Raw genomic sequence first — 17,713 nt, 5'->3', positions numbered from 1 at the left:
ATGAAGTAAAATTATAAAATTAAATTCGACTAAAAAAATGAATTTGATAATTTTTATAGATTAAAATTTTTAATAATATAATTTTAAGCTTAAAAAACCTACTTATATCCTCTTAACATTTCTCGCTTGCCCGGTGGGCCGGGTAGCTTTTCTGTGCTAAAGCCTGCCGCTTTCATGGCATTTTTTATAACAGTGCGGCACGCATAGGTAACTAATATGCCGTTAGGCTTTAGAGCCTTATACATTTTGGCGAAAATCTCCTCACTCCACAGCTCCGGTTGTGCATGGTAACCAAAGGCATCAAAATAAATCAGATCATACAAACCTTCGTCTGTTATATCCTGAAAAAACTTATGCTGCTTAACCAGCGTAAAATTACCGGGTAGCACTACAGGCTGCTCCCACCCGGCGCGGTGCATTTGCTCATAAACCCCCATATAGTTTATGGCGTTAAGTTCGGTTACGTAGTTTAGCTGCATGGCTTCTTCTACCGCTACAGGGTAAGCCTCTACCCCAGTGTAGTGTATCTGCTGGCCTGATTTAAGTGCTTCGAGGTAGGTTATAAAAGCATTAAGCCCGGTACCGAAACCTATTTCTAAAACAGCAACGGGCTGCCCTTTAGTTAAGGCCAGCCCGTTTTGTATGAATACATGATACGCCTCGCGTATGGCACCAAACTTAGAATGGTAACTCTCCTTCATGTCAGGAAGGTGTATGGTTACAGATCCGTCGCCGGTTATAATGATTTCTCTTTTCAAAATGGTAGATTTATTTAAGCAAAAGTACCTAAAAAAATCATCATTTTACTTTATATAAAGCTTTTGAATCCTGGGTATAGGCCCGCCGCATTTTCCTTCGTGGCATTGTATACACGCCGAAACCGCATCGTTAAAATGCTGTTTGGCGTTTTTAGGGTCTTTGTAAATGAGCTCCTGTGCCTTTATAAAGTTAGCCGCATTTTCCTTAAAAAACGCATCCCTGTCAGACTCGTCTGTCATGGCAGCTGAATGTATTTTTATTATGTGCTGCGGAAAGCTCCCTACCGTATCGCCTTTTATAATACGCTGCTTTAGCTGTTCATTTTCCACATACATTTGTTCCATGAGCGCAGCAAGCTCGCTCATTTCATACATCTTAAATTTTTTCTTAGGCTTTGCGCAGGCCGCTGAAACAGTATCTGTTTTCTTAGCATCGGTTGCCGCTGTTTCTTTTTTACAGGCAGCAAAGGCCATGCAGATGCAAACTATAAGTAATAACTTCTTCATTATTCGCTTATAAGCACACCATCGGCCATAAAGCCGTATTTAAATTCAGGCTTTGTGATTTTGGCAATCTCAGCTTCGCTTTTACCACCGTCTTTAGCATAGTGCTTTAATTGCGCTACCGAAATCTCGCTTACAAACGCCTTACCGTGTACTATAGCTTCCTGCCCACCTGCATTTAACGGCACAAAAAATCCGTAGTCTTTAAATTTTACAAACGATTCTTTACCCTGGGTAAGATCTAGTGACATCCAGCAGCCTTTCTTTTGGCAAACTTCCTTTATATCAGTTTTAAACTTTACAGTAATGGTATCTCCAGGTTTAAGGGTACTGTATTTTTTAAGCATTTGCGCCTTAGTAATGGCATTGTCTGCAGTAATTTTATCGCCAAACGACTGATAGTTTTCCTTAACGGCAGCAGTGGTTTTAGCTGCCGGTGCTTTTTCTTTTGCCGGTGTTGTAGCATCAGGCGTTTCGGCTTCTTCGGCCTCAGGCGTTTCGGCAGGTGCCACACTGTCTTTAGTAACGGTATCAGTATCTACCATAGTAGTATCTTTACCTTCTATAACAGTATCTTCGGCTTTAACCTCGGTTTCATTTTTTTTGCAGGCTACTAGGCTTAGCAGTGCGGCTGCAAGTACAAGTGTTTTTTTCATTTGTAACTATTTGGGTTAATGTTGTGACAAATTTATACAGTTTCTTTAATTATGCCAACGCCAGAGAGTTATTTATATTTCTTTGTTTCAGCCCTTTGTTTTTTTATTTTTCATTTTTTTAACCCAAAACAGCCCCAACGATGATTTTTTAGTAAATTTGCGAGAACGCGAATAACTCTAAACTACAATACACTAATGAGCGCTAACCCTACTTTTGCCATTGAAGTGCACAAAGCCCAAACCTCAAAAATAGGTGACGTTGACTTCAACAACCTGCCTTTCGGGAACGTATTTACAGACCACATGCTGTACTGCGATTATAAGGATGGTAAGTGGGGTACCCCTGTTATTACGCCTTATGCCCCTATGCCCATGGATCCTTCATCGAGGGTGTTTCATTACGGCCAGGCGATTTTTGAAGGCATGAAAGCGTATAAAGACGAGAACGACGACGTATGGCTGTTTAGGCCTGACCAAAACTTTATCCGCTTTAACAAGTCGGCTGTAAGGCTCGCCATGCCCGAAGTACCCGAAGATGTTTTTATTGAGGGGCTTAAGCAACTGATTAACCTGGATAAAGAATGGGTAAAAAAAGGTAACGGAAACTCACTATACCTGCGCCCTTTTATGATAGCTACAGGCCATGGCGTTATAGCATCGCCATCGCAGGAATACCGCTTTATGATTATTATGTCTCCTGCCAAATCCTACTACTCTGGCGAGGTAAAAGTACTTATAGCAGAACACTTTAGCCGCGCGGCAAACGGTGGTATCGGTGCTGCAAAAGCAGCAGGTAACTACTCAGCTCAGTTTTACCCAACAAAACTGGCTAATGAAGAAGGCTACCAGCAGGTTATATGGACCGATGATGCTACACATACAAAACTGGAAGAAGCAGGCACAATGAACGTGTTTTTCCGATTTAATGACACCCTGTGTACCGCTCCTACAAGCGAGCGTATACTGGATGGTGTAACCCGTAAAAGTATTTTAGAACTTGCCGAAAGCGAAGGCCTTAAGGTAGAAGTGCGCCCGGTATTAGTTACAGAACTTGTGGAAGGCATTAAAAACGGCTCACTTAAAGAAATTTTTGGCGCCGGTACCGCTGCTGTTGTAAATCCTATTATTGGGTTTAAATACCAGGATACCTACTACGAACTTCCAAAACAGGAAAAACCGCTTTCGCTGGAAATTAAAGAAAAGCTAACAAGCATACAGTATAAACTTGCCGAAGATAAATTTGGCTGGACAGTGAAGATATAGTCTGTCATCAATAGCATTCTATACACTGACACATAACAAAAATGCCTTAGAATTTCTAAGGCATTTTTGTTTTCAGTTTATGGTTCGTGGTTTATTGTTTATAGTTCCACTCAGAACCACAAACTATAAACTACAAACCTGAAAGAATTTCGGCGAAATCGGGCTTAAAATAATTAGGTCCTTTCATTACCTTGCCATCTTCACGGTAAATTGGCTCACCGTTATCATCCAGCTTGCTCATGTTACTGCGCTGTATTTCATCAAATACCTCCTCTATTTTGTGTTGCAGGCCGTGTTCTATAATGGTTCCGCATAAAATGTACAGCATATCGCCCAGCGCATCGGCTACCTCGGTAAGGTCGTTATTCTGCGCAGCTTCTAAATATTCTTCATTTTCTTCCTTCATAAGGCTGTAACGCAGTGTATTAAGGTTTTCACCAAGGCTTGCGCGGGTAGTTTCGCCTACTCCTAGTTTAAACGACTTATGGAACAGCCCTACGGCATCTAATTGTTTTTTCATGACACTGAATTTTTGTGCCCTAAAAATACCCTGAAATAAAACCGCTTGTTGTAGCTTTGCATAAAAGATTTCAACATGTTTACAACAGGACAGATAATATTTGCAGCATTGTTTGTGGTGGCGTTTGTCACCATTATTACAATTATGTACCGTAAAGACCTGCCTTTGCACAAGCTGTATTATAAACGCACGTATTTGGTGCTACTGGCATTCTTATCATTTGTAGCACTCCTCTTTATTATAAAAGTACTCACCAAAGACACAGTGCACTAAAGGCAAAATTAAAATCCCCACCAATGGGGATTTTTTTATTACAGTATTTAGATAATTTTTGTAATATTAATTTTAAATTAACCAGGTATGCCACACGCAATTTATTCAGGAGAAGGAGAGTACAACAGCGCCACCTTAATGGCTGTTTACAAAGCCTATTTACCAAAAGAGTACGACGAAAAGTACGAGTTTAAAACCGATACCATCTACAATCTTTCTTGCAAAGACTACCCAAACAGGATTTTAATGTTTATGCGACTGGTAGAAGTACAAAATACAGATCTTACCAACTACACCGCAGACGGAACTACGACAGACGAGCCACAAACCATACTGTTTAGCCTAAACAGCGCTTTTATACAGGACATAAGCCTGGATGTTGAACCGCTTGACTTTACAAAAGATATAAGTCTTGTACTCTTCCATGATGCTTATTATGATATCAGTTACGTAAAAGATTACTTAGCTTGCAGCCCTGACGCCGACTTTGAAACAGGGCCCCTAGTAAATGACGATGAGCAATTAGAATCCCCTGTAATGATTATGCCTAAACGAGGCATGACCGGATTAGTAGTAAAAAAAATAAAATAACAAAACTGTTTGATGCTATTAAAAAGATATTTTTTAAAAACTGCCTTTATACTTATTTATATGGTAAGCATGAAGGCAGTTTGCCAATATAACAAGACACTTTTAGAACTTAAGAAAAAATCCGGAAAAGAATTGCCTGCAGTATTGATTAAAGAGATTAAAGCCCTACCCTATAAGTCGTATAAAGGAGCCGATAAAGCTTTATATAATAGAATATTAGCTGATTACTACGAAAGTACTAATCAGGACGATAAGGCTTTGACATTGTTGCTTGAGGCAAAAAAAATATACAAATCTATAGATAGCACAGACGCCTTAATGGATACCAATCTGGGTATTTACTCCGTTATTTATTACAGCAACACCAACACTACAGACCCTATTAATTACTTACGGGATTACATAACATATATAGAAAAAACCGACAATAAAGACAAAAAATCTACGGCTTACGTATATTTAGCCGATTACTATCAGGAGGGCAGAAATGCCGAACTAAGCAGAAAATACTACAAGAAAGCACTAAAGCTTTGCCAGGAAATAAAAGACGATCGTGGGATTTACATTGTATATACTAATATGTCTATGTTATACACTGGCATGCTTAAGAAACCGGATTCTTCTATATATTTCCTTAACAAAACTTTACCGTACTTGGAAAAACAAGGTACTGTAGAAGATAAAAATTATTACCTGGTTAATATGGCGGCCTCATACCGCATAAAAAAGAATTATAAAAAGTCTGTAGAATATCTTTTAGAAGCGTTTAATCAAAAAACGGAACGTGCAGAGTATGGATATAAACAGGCAAGTGCCGAAGAGCTGTACGAAACATATAAAGAAGCACAAGATTATAAAAACGCTTTTAAATTTCAGGAATTGGCCTATCGCTACAGCGACAGTATGAAAGAACAGGAGCGTAACATAGCTAAGAACGATATAGAATCTAAATACCGGGCGAAGGAAAAAGAGCTTGAAAACAAAGTACTTAAAAGCGATGTTAAGGTAAGTAAACTGGTTACTTATGCTACAGGCACTGTAAGTGCAGCACTGGTAGTTATAGGCTTCCTGATTGTAAAAAATGCCCGCCGTAAGGAAAAAATAAGCCATCAGGAAACATTGATTGAGCAACAAAAACTGGAAAAAACACTAAAGGAGCACGAGCTTCAAATAATAGATACCATGCTCGAAGGGCAGGAACGCGAGCGTCAGCGCATAGCAAACGATCTGCATGACAACCTTGGCAGCATGCTGGCCACCCTGAAACTAAACTTTGAAAACCTAAGGATGCGTAAAAAAAATACAGATCCTACAGATGATGTTTTATATGAGCGTACTGATGAGCTTATAGATGAGGCATACCATAAAGTGAGAAGGCTTGCCCATGGTAAAAACGCCGGGGTAATGTCTGGCGATGGCCTTATACCGGCTGTAAAAAAGCTTGCCGAAAAAATATCGGTACCCGGAAAAATAGAAATGCAGTTTATACCTTATGGTTTTACCACAAGGCTTGATAACACGCTCGAAATAAATATTTTCAGGACCATACAGGAGTTGTGCACAAATATTATTAAGCACAGCCAGGCTACAGAGGCATCTATTCAGCTAACCCACCACGAAGACAGCATAAATATAATTATTGAAGATAACGGTGTAGGTTTTAACACCGCTACGCTTTCAAACGACGGTATGGGCTTAGGCGCTATACAAAAGAAAATTGAGCAATTAAACGGTACCTTTGAAGTAGACAGTACACCCGGTAAGGGGACAACCATAATAATAGATATCCCGGTATGATAAAATTAGCTATAGCAGAAGATCATCAGGCACTTATAGACGGCATGAAGGTGTTCCTTGAATACGAGGAAGATATAAAAATTGTAGGCGAAGCCAGCAATGGCGACCGCCTGCTGGATATTGTGCGCAGTAAAAAGCCCGACGTGGTATTAACCGATATCCGCATGCCGGTGATGGACGGTATAACTGCGGCACGCCACATTAAGCAGGAGTTTCCTAACTGTAAAATAATAGCCTTTAGTATGTTTGAACAAGACGAAGCTATTCATCAAATGCAGGAGGCCGGTGCCAGCGGGTATATACTTAAAAACTCATCCTTAAAAAAAGTAATAGAAGCCATACGTGCCGTGCACAAAGGCGAAACCTACTTTGATACGGGCATTAAAGGTAAAGAAACTACTGTAACAGATGAAGTACCATTAAGCAAGCGCGAAAAAGAAATACTTAAACTGGTGGGTGAAGGAAAAACATCACAGGAAATTGCCGATACACTTTTTATTGGAAAAACTACTGTGGACACGCACCGAAAAAACATCCTTAAAAAACTTAACCTTCAAGGCAAGTCAGAACTAATGCGTTATTCGGTAGAAAAAAAATACGATTTTTAAATAAATACCTATTAATAGGTATTTTCAAATATAAATTAAATAAGCAATTTTGCTGGGACAACAAGTGCACTAAAATAGGCAAAAGGGGACTTTTTAATATTAGTTATTTGTAGTTGGTTTAGGACAAGCCGTGGAAAAATTCCACGGCTTTATTTTTTGGCATATAATTTGTAATCCACTACGCGTTAAGAAATGAAATTTGTATTTTTATCAATCAAAAAAACAATCACAATGAAAAATATTACCCTTACTATCTTAGCAGCTGCAGCGATTATAACTACTACAGGATGCTCATCATCTAAAAGCAACGTACAACGTGTAAACGAAAACACGGTAACAGACATAAGCGGCCGTTGGAACGATACAGATTCTCGCCTTACTGCCGAAGAAATCACCGCCGAACTAATGGATCATTCTTGGTACAGCACGTTTGCCAGTGAAAATACAGGTAAAAAACCGGTACTTATTGTGGGCATGATTACAAATAAATCCCATGAACATATAGCCACCGAAACGTTTTCTAAAGACATAGAAAAAGCTATAATAAATTCAGGACGTATGAGGCTGGTACAGGCCGGCACAATGCGCGAGGAAATTCGCGGGGAGCGTGCCGAACAGCAAAATAATGCATCAGCAAGTACCATGAAAAAATTTGGACTTGAGCATGGCGCCGACTTTATGCTACAGGGCACTGTAAACTCTATTGTAGACGAAAACAAAAAAGAGAAAGCGGTTTATTACCAAATAGACCTGGAGCTTACTAACATACAAACCAATGAAAAAGTATGGATAGGCGACAAAAAAATTAAAAAGCTTATTAAATAATCACGGCCGTTTTCAATTTTCCTGAACAGATGAAAAAAGCCAGCTTTAAAGTAGCCGCCCTCACCAAGGCGGCACTTTTACTATTAACCACCTGTATTTACTCTTGCGATACTTATAGCATTAAAACAAGCGAAATACAGCAGCAAATAAGTACGGGGCAGTTTAAAACCGCCTCTGACCTTGCCGACCAAAATAAATTTTTGCGCAAAAAACGCAACAGGCTGCTCTATTATCTGGAAAAAGGAAAAATAGAGCACATGGCCGGTAACTATGCCCTAAGTAATACGTGGTTTGAAAAAGCCTACGTACTGGTAGACGATGGCATTAAGACTGATGCAGCGCACGCTGTTGCGGCTAACCTTACAAACCCCATGGCGGCTCCTTACAAAGGCGAAGACTTTGAAAAAGTAAGCATGCACTACTATATGGCGCTCAACTACTTTATGCTGGGGCAACCCGATGAAGCACTGGTAGAGGCAAAACGCATCAACATAAAGCTGCTACAGTTAAATGATAAGTACCAAAATCATAAAAACAAGTATACCACCGATGCTTTTAGCCAAATCCTGCAGGGCATTATATACGAGGCATCCGGAGATGTAAACAATGCCTTTATTGCCTACCGCAATGCAGAGGAAATATTTAGCGCCAACGGCAACAGCTATTTTGGTGTACCCATGCCAGATCAATTAAAGCAAGACCTTGTTCGCACAGCACGCACACTTGGATTTACCGAGGAGTATAACCAGTATATTAAAAAATATAACCTCTCCCCTACACCCCTGCAAACCAGTGATGCGGAAGCGATTATATTTTGGGAAAACGGGCAGGGGCCTGTAAAAGACCAGATTGTTGTTACCGCCTCGGGAGCAGGTAGCTTTTTCTATGGCTCGTACATGGAAGATGGCGTAGTGCATGATATATTACTGCCTATTCCTTTTGGTACAAACCTCGGGTCTATAAACGCTATCGCGATACCAAAATACAACCGCAGCTACAGCTATTACACAAAAGCGTCGGTTATAACAAACGGCACTGAAAAATACTTTCAACCCGCAGAGGACTATTATGCCATAGCCAGGCAATGCCTGCAAGACCGTATGCTTCGCGAAGCCGTAAATATGGCTGTGCGCTTTGCATCAAAAAAAGCAGGAAGTGCGATTTTGGGTGAAATCGCTACTCAGGCATTAGGCAAAGACGGAGGTGACCTTGTAAAACTGGGCGCCGATGCCGCAGGAGCGATAACCGAGAAAGCCGATACGCGAAACTGGCAGTCGTTACCGGCCACAATAAGCTATGTGCGTATCCCACTGGAAAATAAGCCCCAGAATAAAATCGTCCTAAAAAAATACGGTGCCGGTAATGTAATAGATACAGATACTATTACGCTGCCTTATAAAAAGGGGCTGCAAATTGTAAATTATTTTGATCTCGGCCGCACCCAAGTGCTTCCAACAGTGCCAACAGATGTAAAGGCAGATAGCCCAACCGCTACAAACCCCGGCAAAGAAATCATTGTAAAGCCGGAGGAAAAATATGCTGTAAAATACGGAAAGTGGACAGACACGCCTGAAGGGATATCGTATAAACTGGAATATTTCCCTCAGCAAAACCAAGATAAAACGTATTGGGGTAAAAAAGTACTGTTTAAAACAAACTCGGTTAAAAGCGTAAAAATAACGTATGCAATAACCGACGTACCGTATAACGGCAAAATGAAGGTGGTATCGTTGGATGAATTTGAAAATCTGAAGGATGCAGGTAAAGCTAAAGATACTTATTACTACCTTACCGATATTATAAAACCGGGTACCGAAACCCCTGGATGGTACCCTGCGATACAAGAAAAAGCCGATGTTTATGTAACAATACTTAAAAGAGAAGAGCTATGAAAAATTTCTGGATAGCAATATTGCTACTTAGTTGTGCAACAGGTTTTTCGCAAACCGATGGCACGCAGCAAGAATGGGAAAAAACGAGTTGTTACAGCAAAATATCGTTTCAACTTGTACATCAGGGCACTAACGGTACGCGCCACATCTGGAAGATCAGATTTAAAAATGATTATGAAAATATAATTTCATTTAACTACCATATAGACAACGAAAATACTGATAACCAACCCACTACACATCGTAAAATACTCTACCCTAAATCGGTAAGTGCCGAACAGGAAATTTATACCGATACCGAAAATGTTTTTATTATTGTAGATAAGGTAAGTTTATCTCCTTATCCGCAAAATTTTATTAATTGCGAATAATTCTTTTTTCCTTATTTTACAGGCTATAGCTTTAAATTTATAGAAATATTTTTAATTTTACAGCAACCAAAATTTTATAATGAAAATATTAAAGTACGTTTTTCTTTTGCTGGTACTGGGCGCCATAGCACTAACGGTGTTTATAGCTACCCAAAACGGTACCTATACTCTTGAGGAGCAAAAAGTAATAAACGTACCTAAACCGGTTTTATACAACTATTTAAATGAGTATAAAAACTGGCAAAATTTAGGTTTACTGCGCGGCGCAGATTCTACCGCTACATACACATTTTCAGACAGAAGCAGTGGTGCAGGCGCTTACATGACATGGAACAAAGGCGACAATACCGGTAAAATAACTACAACGGCCGTTGCCGAAAATGATTCCATAAGCCAGTCGGTAGTACTAAACGACCTTGAAAGCAAAATCTCATGGAACTTTAAAGATACCCTAAACAGTACTAAAGTAAGCATTAAACTTACCGGCAAACTTACCTTTACAGAAAAGGCACAGGCCTTTTTTAAAGGAGGTATTAACAATGCTTATGAAAAAAACCTTTCTGATGGACTAAATAACCTAAATGCATTCCTGGTTACAGAGCTCAGGAAATTTGACATTAAGGTTAATGGTGAGGTTACTAAAATTAATGCTTTCTTCCTAGGTACTTCGGCTGAAGGCAGCATGGCGGATGCAGATGCCTCTGCAGTGGCTACGTTTAAAAAACTGTATGTTTTTGCCAAACAAAACAAAATAGAGGTAAAAGGCTCACCGTTTATAATTTACAATGCAATAGACAAAGCGGCAAAAACTGCCAAATATACTTATGCAATACAATTAAAAGAAGCCATTTATACCGCGGCCGGCAGTGAATACATTAGTGGCGAGCTAACGGGGTTCAGGGCATTAAAAACTACGCTGAAGGGCGATTATTCGCACCTGCCAAACGCTTGGAAAAAAGCGGATGCCTACATTGCCGAAAAACATTTGTACGAAAATAAAACAGGTGATTATGTAGCCGTGTTTACAAAAAATCCAATGCATACTAACCGCCCTTCTCAGTGGGTGACGGATATTTACATCCCTACAGGCCGCACGGCGGTAAACGATTCTGTAAACACTCCGGTATTACCGCCTATAAATAACGCAACTGTAGCAGAACCTGTAGTTCCGGTGCGCACCACTACAACGGTTAAACCCGCAGCAACTTCGGCTAAACCTGCTACAAATGCAGTTCAGCCAGGCAGTAGCAGCACTACGGCTAAGCCCACAACGCTAAGATCGGCAGGAACAGCAACACAACCTGCAGGTTCAAGGACCGCACCTGCTACAAGCACAAGAAATAGTACAGGCACCGCTACAAATAGGGCTGCTACCACACCTACACGTACAGCAGCGAACACTGCATCAGGAACCACAACAAGAACACCCTCAGCTACTACAACCGGCATCCCTCGTGCTACTACAACGGCAACCCAGGCGCAGGGAACAACCGTAACACCTAAACCTAAACGTACCAGTACTCGCACAACAGTACGAAACAATACAGACGATGGCCTTAACCCACCAAGGGAGTAACAGATAACAAAAACGCCGGTGCTTAGCACCGGCGTTTTTGTTATATAGCGTATTTATAATTACTCTTTATGTTTCAGGATGTGCTTCACTACAGTTTCAGCGGCGTGTAGCCCGAAAAGTGCCGGCATCCAGCTGTTAGTACCAAAGAATGACTTTTTAAAGTTAAGACCGTTTGTCATTTTAAGGCTGGTTTCGTCCGGTGTTTCTACAGAAAATACTGCTTTAACCCCTTTAGTTATCCCCTCTTTTTTAAGGCGCTTACGTACTGTTTTCGCAAGCGGGCATACATCAGTTTTACTTATATCGGCTACACGCACTTTAGAAGCCTCATATTTGCCCCCTGCACCCATGTTACTAATAATCTTTACCTTTTTACGCTTCGCTGCGATAATCAGGTTTAATTTCGGCGTAATGCTGTCTATACAGTCCAGCACGTAATCAAACTCAGGGGTAACCAACTCAAATGCACGTTCCGGCGAAAGAAATTCTTCAACACGGGTTAAATTAAGCTCGGGGTTTATATCCATAAGCCTGTCGCCTACGATTTTTACTTTCGGCTGCCCTACTGTACTATGCAACGCCGGTAGCTGACGGTTAATGTTTGTAATATCTACGGTGTCGCCATCTACAATGGTCATGTTGCCCACGCCTGCCCTAGCCAAAAACTCAGCCGCAAACGAGCCTACACCTCCAAGGCCCACTACCATTACTTTAGAATTCCTAAGTCGTTCAAGCCCTTCTGTTTTAAATAACAGTTCAGCCCTTTCCTGCCATATTGCCATTATATAAATATACGTTTAAAGTTAGTTGCCACCTGTGCGGTAAGCGTATCCAAATCCCAATTTCTTGCTGTTGCTGCTTTGTTGTAAACTTCTGCCAGGGTCTCCTCAATCATATCGGTTTCCAGTAAAAACCTATCTTCAGGCACTTTAGCAAACACTTCGCTTAATTCAGGGTTACGCAACAAATACTTGCCAAACGAAAGGTAAAAACCGTTATCCAGCAGTTGCTTAGCTACCTGCACATTCTTGCTGAAGCCATGGATCACCATAGGCAAATCTACGTCAAGGCGCTTTTTTATGTCTATGAGTTCCTGAAAAGCTGCAACAAGATGCAAAATTACAGGTTTTTGGTATTTTTTTGCTAACAATAATTGTTTTTCAAACACGGGAATCTGTACCTCAAGCGGAATTTCAATGCGTTTATCCAGTCCGCACTCGCCCAATGCAATACATTCGGGCAGTTGCAGCCGCTGTTCTATAACTGCAAGATGCTCCTCCAGCTTATCCTCGTCTATATACCACGGATGGATTCCGGTAGAAAACTGTGGTACATCAATGGCCTCATAAGGGTATTTGTTTACTACTTCAAAAACATTTGGGTTGTTGGTGTAATGGTGGGTATGTAGGTTGTAGAGCATGGTTATTGTTTTCCTAAAGTCCAAAGTATTTTATCAATCATCCGGTTAGCTCGAATAATCTCTAAATCCTGTAAATCATTATTAAATTTGTTCTCAATGATCGTAGCAAAAGGTTCAATTTTTCCTAAACAATCCTGCAGCAATATACGATTGGCTTCTTTAAAATCCTGTAACTTTTCCTTATAAATAAAATATTCATTTTGTCTTACTTTCAGTGTTTGCCTTGCTAACCTATCCATAGGTATAATTTCCCATGGATTGTTAAGGAAAAGGATTTTTGAGGCCATAGACCCCATCACATTCCCTCTTGTTAATTTTGTTGATGATAATTTTTGAGCAAATTTGTCAACATCGTCTGGATAGTCAGATGTAATCCAATCGTAAGTTTGGATAAGTAAATCGTCAACCTCACCTTTCACGAAATTTCGGACAACTCTAAATTCAACTAAAAAAGAATAGAAGCTACCCGATTGATTATTTACATTTCCTTTTTTGTTTTTAAAGTCCTGAAAAGATTTAATATAAGCTAGGTCAGTTTCATAATAGGATAAAAAATTACCTATTGCCTGAATATGTTTTGTTTCCACAAATAATTAAAAATTAAAACGCCTGACACATCACTGTATCAGGCATAAATATAATGAATTTACATTAATCAATTTAAGAAATCACTCCACTTCCCACAAGCTCATCGCCTATATGCCATGCAGCAAACTGCCCTTCGGTTATGGCACTTTGCGGTTGGTCAAACGAAATGTACATACCGCTATCAAACTTATGCAGGGTGGCCTTTTGCAGTGGCTGGCGGTAGCGTATACGCACCATAACTTCCATGGTTTCGCCGTCTTTTAGGGCAAGGTCTTCTCGTACCCAGTGAATTTCACTCTCCTGTATGTACAGCGCCTTACGGAACAAGCCGGGATGGCTGTGCCCCTGACCCGTGTAAATAGCATTAGTAGCCACATCTGTAGCTATAATAAATAACGGCTCCTTTGTACCGCCTACATTAAGCCCTTTGCGTTGGCCTATGGTGTAATAATGAGCGCCCTGGTGTTTACCCACTACCTTAGCCATTGTAGGGCTATAGCTTATGTTTTTGGCCTCAAAAGCCAGTTTATCTTGTATATTGGCAAACTGACGTTCAGCTTCTGAGTACAAAGGTAAATCAGCGTTCACTTCATAGATGATACCTTCTTTTGGTTGAAGTTGTTGTTGCAGGAATTCCGGCAGGCGGACTTTACCTATAAAACAAAGTCCTTGTGAGTCTTTTTTCTCAGCGGTAATCAACCCTTGTTCGGCCGCAATGGCACGAACTTCGGGCTTGGTTAGCTCCCCTATCGGGAATAACGCCTTACTAAGTTGCTCCTGCGAAAGCTGGCATAAAAAGTACGACTGGTCTTTATTATTGTCAATGCCCGAAAGCAGCCTGTACACTTCCTTACCGTCTTTTTCTATTATGTCTCTGCGGCAATAGTGACCTGTAGCCACGTAATCGGCGCCCAGGCTAAGAGCTATTTTCATAAACACGTCAAACTTAATTTCGCGGTTACACAATACATCCGGGTTTGGCGTGCGGCCTTTTTCGTATTCGTTAAACATGTAATCTACAATGCGCTCTTTGTACTGCTCGCTAAGGTCTACCGTTTGAAAAGGTATACCCAGCTTTTCGGCCACTAAAAGCGCGTCGTTGCTGTCTTCCAGCCACGGGCATTCGTTAGATATGGTTACGCTGTCATCGTGCCAGTTCTTCATAAAAAGGCCAATAACCTCATACCCCTGCTCTTTAAGCAGGTACGCCGCCACACTACTGTCTACTCCGCCCGATAGGCCTACTACTACACGTTTCATTTAAAAATACATTCAAAAATTTCGATACAAAGGTACAACAAATAATCTTAGTTTGTACCAGAGGTTTTTTCCTGCTGTGGCACAGCTACTTTTTTACCGTCCATATCTTGTTGTTTTACCAGCTTACCGTTTTCGTAAAACTTCCAGATACCCGTTTTAAGGTTGTCTTTATACATCCCTTCAGAGGCTACATTACCGGCATCATCCCTAAAGGTTACCTTGCCGTTATATGTTCCGTTTACATAAGTGGCTTCCTCCAGCACTATGCCTTTTTCATTAAACTTTTTGTAGCCGCCTTCCTTAATACCGTTTACATAATTACTTTCCTCAGCTACGGCGCCATCTGGGTAAAATACTTTTCTTTTGCCGCTAAGCTTTCCGTCTTTATAAAACTCTAAAGCCATTATGGCCTTACCGGCGCTGTGATAGTATTTCCACTCGCCTTCCTGCTTGTGGTTTACCTCTTTACCCTCGCTTACCTTACTTCCTTTTTCGTCGAAAAAAGTAGTAATACAAGAACCGTCTTTAGCAAAAACCCTGGTAGCTTTAAGCAGGGGCTTATCTGTATTGGTATAAAACTTAAACGTTCCTGTTTCTTTACCGTGGTCAAAAGTACCCTCATAGCGCGGATGCGTGGTACCCTCGTACATACCTTTCCACTGCCCGTGGCGCTTACCCTGAGCATCAAGCTGGTTTAGCTTTGCCTGCTGGGCAAAAGAAACAGAAACTGCAAATAATGAAGTAATGAAAAATGTGGTTTTGTTCATTGCGCTACACTTTATTTTTAAAAACCCGAAAATACAAGTTTATATTGTTTAATACTATCTAAAATCACGCCATTAAAACAAAAGCACCCCGAAGAGTGCTTTTGCGATTTATTTTTTGCGTCCCTGAGCTTTTTGCTGCTCCTGGGCCTGCTCCATCATTTCCTGCATTTTTCGCTGGAAACCTCCCTGCTTTTTAGGCTTGCTTTTGTTAGCCTGTATAAGGGCATGGATTTTATCTTCTTTTACAATGTGGTTTTTAATCACATACATAATACCTATGGTAATAAGGTTTGAAACAAAGTAGTACAAACTCAGACCCGATGCGTAGTTGTTAAAGAATATAAGCATCATTACCGGCGATATATATATCATTATTTTCATCACCTTGCTCATGTCCGGCATACCTTCCTGCTGAGGCGCGCTCATGGCCTGGTCTCCGGTTGTCATCCTCATATAGAAGAATATAGCCAGTGACGCAAGTATAGGGAACAAGCTAATGTGGTCTCCGTAGAACGGAATGTAAAACGGCAGGTGGAAAACCTGGTCGTAAGACGAAAGGTCGGTCGCCCAAAGGAAGCTCTTTTGCCTTAAATCAAAATATGAAGGGAAGAATTGGAACAACGCATAGAATACAGGGATTTGCATTACCGCCGGTAAACAGCCCGCCATAGGATTTACGCCGGCAGACGAGTACAGCTTCATGGTTTCCTGTTGTTTTTTAAGCGGATCTTTGGCAAACTTCTCGTTTATCTCTGCAATTTCCGGCTTAAGTACTTTCATTTTTGCCTGAGAAACGTATGACTTATACGTAACCGGAGACATAATAAGCCTTACAAGAATGGTAAGCACTATAATACCTATACCATACGGAAGAAAGGTACTAAGAAGGCCAAATACCGGAATAAACACGTAACGGTTTATCCACCCGAAGATACCCCAACCCAGTGGCATAACCCTGTCCAGGTGTTTACCTTCATACTTATCGCTTGTAAGGATATTGTAGTCTGAAGGGCCATAGTACATATTCATGTTGTAGCTAAGTTCGCCACCCTTAAATTCAAGAGGCATTTTAGCAACAAATTTTTTGGTAAAAATAGTATCGGTCTTTTCTTCCTTAACTAAGTTTTCAGAAGTAAGCTCAGCTTTCTTAAAAGGCTGATCAGTAAGTAATATCGATGTAAAGAAGTGCTGCTTAAACGCTACGTAGTTTACATTTTCTACACTTTCCTCGTCTGATTTACCCATACCCAGTTTATCATCTTTATCACCCTCATACAGGTAAACAAGATTGGTATAACGGTTTTCGTAAGATACACTCTTTTCGTTACGGTAGGTTTTCATAGACCATTCTAAGTCCATTGGCTTAGAGGTGTCTACAACCTGGGCAAGCCCTTGTGTACGTAGCGAAAAATCAAGCATATAGTCGTTTGGCTTCAGTACATAGCGGTACTCTACAAACTGGTTTTCACCCGCTTTAAGCCTCATGGTTAGCACCTGGTTTTCGCCTTCTTTAGACACTACAGGTTCAAAATAAAGATCTTTTGTATTTAGCTGCCTGTTGTCTTTTGTTTTAAACTGCAGGTTTAGCGCCGCGTTGTTAGCTTTTATAAGCTCAACAGGCTTTTTAGAATCTTTAGAAAACTGCTCAAACTTATTCAGCACAAGGTCTGTAATATAACCGCCCTTGTTAGACACTTTAATAGTAACAAGATCATTTTTAATTTCGGTTACATTGTCTTTAGCTGAAGGCAGGCCTGCACTGTAAGCAAATGCACCTAAAGTACCTTGTAGTGCAGCTACTTTTGTAGAGTCGCCGGCTGTTGTAGCAGCATACGCCGCCTGAGTAGCCTGTTGTTTTTTGTCGGCAGCTTTTTGTTTAGCTTCCTGTGCCTGTTTGGCTTTGGCTTCCTCTTGTTGCTTTTGAGAGCTGTTGAACATCATCCAGCCCAGCATTAAAATAATAATACCGAAACCTACCAGGGTTTTTACGTCTAACTTTTTTTCTTCCATTATTACATATAGTTGAGGCAAATGGCCGCTAACC

Annotated in this window: 19 protein-coding genes; 9 read left to right on the top strand and 10 right to left on the bottom strand. The window is 40.6% G+C overall.

What is annotated here, in order from left to right; all coding sequences use genetic code 11:
- Window positions 1-98: 98 nt before the first annotated feature.
- The 3 genes from mnmD to ACLI08_RS07435 are packed head-to-tail and all read right to left on the bottom strand — an operon-like array spanning window position 99 to window position 1,918.
- Window positions 99-758, bottom strand: coding sequence for a tRNA (5-methylaminomethyl-2-thiouridine)(34)-methyltransferase MnmD (mnmD, locus tag ACLI08_RS07445; RefSeq protein WP_411427839.1), 660 nt, complete (start codon window positions 756-758; stop codon window positions 99-101).
- A 45-nt stretch (window positions 759-803) separates the two neighbouring features.
- Window positions 804-1,265, bottom strand: coding sequence for a hypothetical protein (locus tag ACLI08_RS07440; RefSeq protein WP_411427838.1), 462 nt, complete (start codon window positions 1,263-1,265; stop codon window positions 804-806).
- Window positions 1,265-1,918: a DUF4920 domain-containing protein gene (locus tag ACLI08_RS07435; RefSeq protein WP_411427837.1), complete on the bottom strand. Its 654-nt coding sequence runs from the start codon at window positions 1,916-1,918 to the stop codon at window positions 1,265-1,267. The genes ACLI08_RS07440 and ACLI08_RS07435 overlap by 1 nt, the downstream gene beginning before the upstream one ends.
- A gap of 195 nt (window positions 1,919-2,113) precedes the next feature.
- On the opposite strand from ACLI08_RS07435, the gene ACLI08_RS07430 reads away from it, so the two are divergent.
- Complete coding sequence (locus tag ACLI08_RS07430) at window positions 2,114-3,181, top strand: branched-chain amino acid aminotransferase (protein ID WP_411427836.1); 1,068 nt, start codon at window positions 2,114-2,116, stop codon at window positions 3,179-3,181.
- A 130-nt stretch (window positions 3,182-3,311) separates the two neighbouring features.
- On the opposite strand, the gene ACLI08_RS07425 is transcribed toward ACLI08_RS07430, so the two are convergent.
- Window positions 3,312-3,701 (bottom strand): hypothetical protein, encoded by a 390-nt coding sequence (locus ACLI08_RS07425; protein ID WP_411427835.1) that lies wholly within the window; start codon window positions 3,699-3,701, stop codon window positions 3,312-3,314.
- Between the two features lie 75 nt (window positions 3,702-3,776).
- On the opposite strand from ACLI08_RS07425, the gene ACLI08_RS07420 reads away from it, so the two are divergent.
- From ACLI08_RS07420 to ACLI08_RS07385, 8 genes are all read left to right on the top strand, one after another.
- Window positions 3,777-3,974 (top strand): hypothetical protein, encoded by a 198-nt coding sequence (locus ACLI08_RS07420; protein ID WP_411427834.1) that lies wholly within the window; start codon window positions 3,777-3,779, stop codon window positions 3,972-3,974.
- Between the two features lie 87 nt (window positions 3,975-4,061).
- Window positions 4,062-4,565, top strand: coding sequence for a hypothetical protein (locus ACLI08_RS07415; protein WP_411427833.1), 504 nt, complete (start codon window positions 4,062-4,064; stop codon window positions 4,563-4,565).
- Window positions 4,566-4,577: 12 nt separating this feature from the next.
- Window positions 4,578-6,362, top strand: coding sequence for an ATP-binding protein (locus ACLI08_RS07410; protein WP_411427832.1), 1,785 nt, complete (start codon window positions 4,578-4,580; stop codon window positions 6,360-6,362).
- The gene (locus ACLI08_RS07405; protein ID WP_411427831.1) at window positions 6,359-6,970 is read left to right on the top strand and encodes a response regulator; all 612 of its coding nucleotides are present in this window, start codon (window positions 6,359-6,361) and stop codon (window positions 6,968-6,970) included. The genes ACLI08_RS07410 and ACLI08_RS07405 overlap by 4 nt, the downstream gene beginning before the upstream one ends.
- Before the next feature lie 231 nt (window positions 6,971-7,201).
- Complete coding sequence (locus tag ACLI08_RS07400) at window positions 7,202-7,795, top strand: penicillin-binding protein activator LpoB (RefSeq protein ID WP_411427830.1); 594 nt, start codon at window positions 7,202-7,204, stop codon at window positions 7,793-7,795.
- A 29-nt stretch (window positions 7,796-7,824) separates the two neighbouring features.
- Entirely contained in the window at window positions 7,825-9,687 is a 1,863-nt protein-coding gene (locus ACLI08_RS07395; protein WP_411427829.1) for a COG3014 family protein, read from the top strand.
- Window positions 9,684-10,058 (top strand): hypothetical protein, encoded by a 375-nt coding sequence (locus ACLI08_RS07390; RefSeq protein WP_411427828.1) that lies wholly within the window; start codon window positions 9,684-9,686, stop codon window positions 10,056-10,058. The genes ACLI08_RS07395 and ACLI08_RS07390 overlap by 4 nt, the downstream gene beginning before the upstream one ends.
- A gap of 79 nt (window positions 10,059-10,137) precedes the next feature.
- Complete coding sequence (locus tag ACLI08_RS07385; RefSeq protein WP_411427827.1) at window positions 10,138-11,634, top strand: GyrI-like domain-containing protein; 1,497 nt, start codon at window positions 10,138-10,140, stop codon at window positions 11,632-11,634.
- Window positions 11,635-11,693: 59 nt separating this feature from the next.
- Here the strand turns inward: ACLI08_RS07385 and ACLI08_RS07380 are convergent, their stop codons facing one another.
- From ACLI08_RS07380 to yidC, 6 genes are all read right to left on the bottom strand, one after another.
- Window positions 11,694-12,416, bottom strand: a complete 723-nt coding sequence (locus ACLI08_RS07380) for a ThiF family adenylyltransferase (protein WP_411427826.1) — start codon at window positions 12,414-12,416, stop codon at window positions 11,694-11,696.
- The gene (locus tag ACLI08_RS07375; RefSeq protein WP_411427825.1) at window positions 12,416-13,054 is read right to left on the bottom strand and encodes a TatD family hydrolase; all 639 of its coding nucleotides are present in this window, start codon (window positions 13,052-13,054) and stop codon (window positions 12,416-12,418) included. The genes ACLI08_RS07380 and ACLI08_RS07375 overlap by 1 nt, the downstream gene beginning before the upstream one ends.
- A gap of 2 nt (window positions 13,055-13,056) precedes the next feature.
- Window positions 13,057-13,641, bottom strand: coding sequence for a hypothetical protein (locus ACLI08_RS07370; protein WP_411427824.1), 585 nt, complete (start codon window positions 13,639-13,641; stop codon window positions 13,057-13,059).
- 73 nt (window positions 13,642-13,714) lie between these two features.
- Window positions 13,715-14,902 carry a tRNA 2-thiouridine(34) synthase MnmA gene (gene mnmA, locus ACLI08_RS07365; RefSeq protein WP_411427823.1) on the bottom strand — a complete coding sequence of 396 codons (1,188 nt, stop codon included), beginning with the start codon at window positions 14,900-14,902 and terminating at the stop codon, window positions 13,715-13,717.
- 47 nt (window positions 14,903-14,949) lie between these two features.
- Window positions 14,950-15,669: a hypothetical protein gene (locus ACLI08_RS07360; protein ID WP_411427822.1), complete on the bottom strand. Its 720-nt coding sequence runs from the start codon at window positions 15,667-15,669 to the stop codon at window positions 14,950-14,952.
- Between the two features lie 108 nt (window positions 15,670-15,777).
- Window positions 15,778-17,679: a membrane protein insertase YidC gene (yidC, locus tag ACLI08_RS07355; RefSeq protein ID WP_411427821.1), complete on the bottom strand. Its 1,902-nt coding sequence runs from the start codon at window positions 17,677-17,679 to the stop codon at window positions 15,778-15,780.
- Window positions 17,680-17,713: the final 34 nt, after the last annotated feature.

Origin of the sequence: Flavobacterium sp. RNTU_13 (genome assembly GCF_046614455.1) — a bacterium.
Taxonomy (GTDB): Bacteria; Bacteroidota; Bacteroidia; order Flavobacteriales; family Flavobacteriaceae; genus Flavobacterium.
Note: the sequence above shows the minus strand (reverse complement) of the source record. Positions and strands in the feature narration are given on the sequence as shown.

Coding starts and splice junctions, on each gene's coding strand:
- ACLI08_RS07415 (WP_411427833.1), top strand. CDS start 4,062: ATGCCACACGCAATTTATTCAGGAGAAGGAGAGTACAACAGCGCCACC.
- ACLI08_RS07405 (WP_411427831.1), top strand. CDS start 6,359: ATGATAAAATTAGCTATAGCAGAAGATCATCAGGCACTTATAGACGGC.
- ACLI08_RS07420 (WP_411427834.1), top strand. CDS start 3,777: ATGTTTACAACAGGACAGATAATATTTGCAGCATTGTTTGTGGTGGCG.
- ACLI08_RS07425 (WP_411427835.1), bottom strand. CDS start 3,701: ATGAAAAAACAATTAGATGCCGTAGGGCTGTTCCATAAGTCGTTTAAA.
- ACLI08_RS07400 (WP_411427830.1), top strand. CDS start 7,202: ATGAAAAATATTACCCTTACTATCTTAGCAGCTGCAGCGATTATAACT.
- ACLI08_RS07375 (WP_411427825.1), bottom strand. CDS start 13,054: ATGCTCTACAACCTACATACCCACCATTACACCAACAACCCAAATGTT.
- ACLI08_RS07390 (WP_411427828.1), top strand. CDS start 9,684: ATGAAAAATTTCTGGATAGCAATATTGCTACTTAGTTGTGCAACAGGT.
- yidC (WP_411427821.1), bottom strand. CDS start 17,679: ATGGAAGAAAAAAAGTTAGACGTAAAAACCCTGGTAGGTTTCGGTATT.
- ACLI08_RS07380 (WP_411427826.1), bottom strand. CDS start 12,416: ATGGCAATATGGCAGGAAAGGGCTGAACTGTTATTTAAAACAGAAGGG.
- ACLI08_RS07385 (WP_411427827.1), top strand. CDS start 10,138: ATGAAAATATTAAAGTACGTTTTTCTTTTGCTGGTACTGGGCGCCATA.
- ACLI08_RS07440 (WP_411427838.1), bottom strand. CDS start 1,265: ATGAAGAAGTTATTACTTATAGTTTGCATCTGCATGGCCTTTGCTGCC.
- ACLI08_RS07435 (WP_411427837.1), bottom strand. CDS start 1,918: ATGAAAAAAACACTTGTACTTGCAGCCGCACTGCTAAGCCTAGTAGCC.
- ACLI08_RS07360 (WP_411427822.1), bottom strand. CDS start 15,669: ATGAACAAAACCACATTTTTCATTACTTCATTATTTGCAGTTTCTGTT.
- ACLI08_RS07395 (WP_411427829.1), top strand. CDS start 7,825: ATGAAAAAAGCCAGCTTTAAAGTAGCCGCCCTCACCAAGGCGGCACTT.
- ACLI08_RS07410 (WP_411427832.1), top strand. CDS start 4,578: ATGCTATTAAAAAGATATTTTTTAAAAACTGCCTTTATACTTATTTAT.
- ACLI08_RS07430 (WP_411427836.1), top strand. CDS start 2,114: ATGAGCGCTAACCCTACTTTTGCCATTGAAGTGCACAAAGCCCAAACC.
- mnmA (WP_411427823.1), bottom strand. CDS start 14,902: ATGAAACGTGTAGTAGTAGGCCTATCGGGCGGAGTAGACAGTAGTGTG.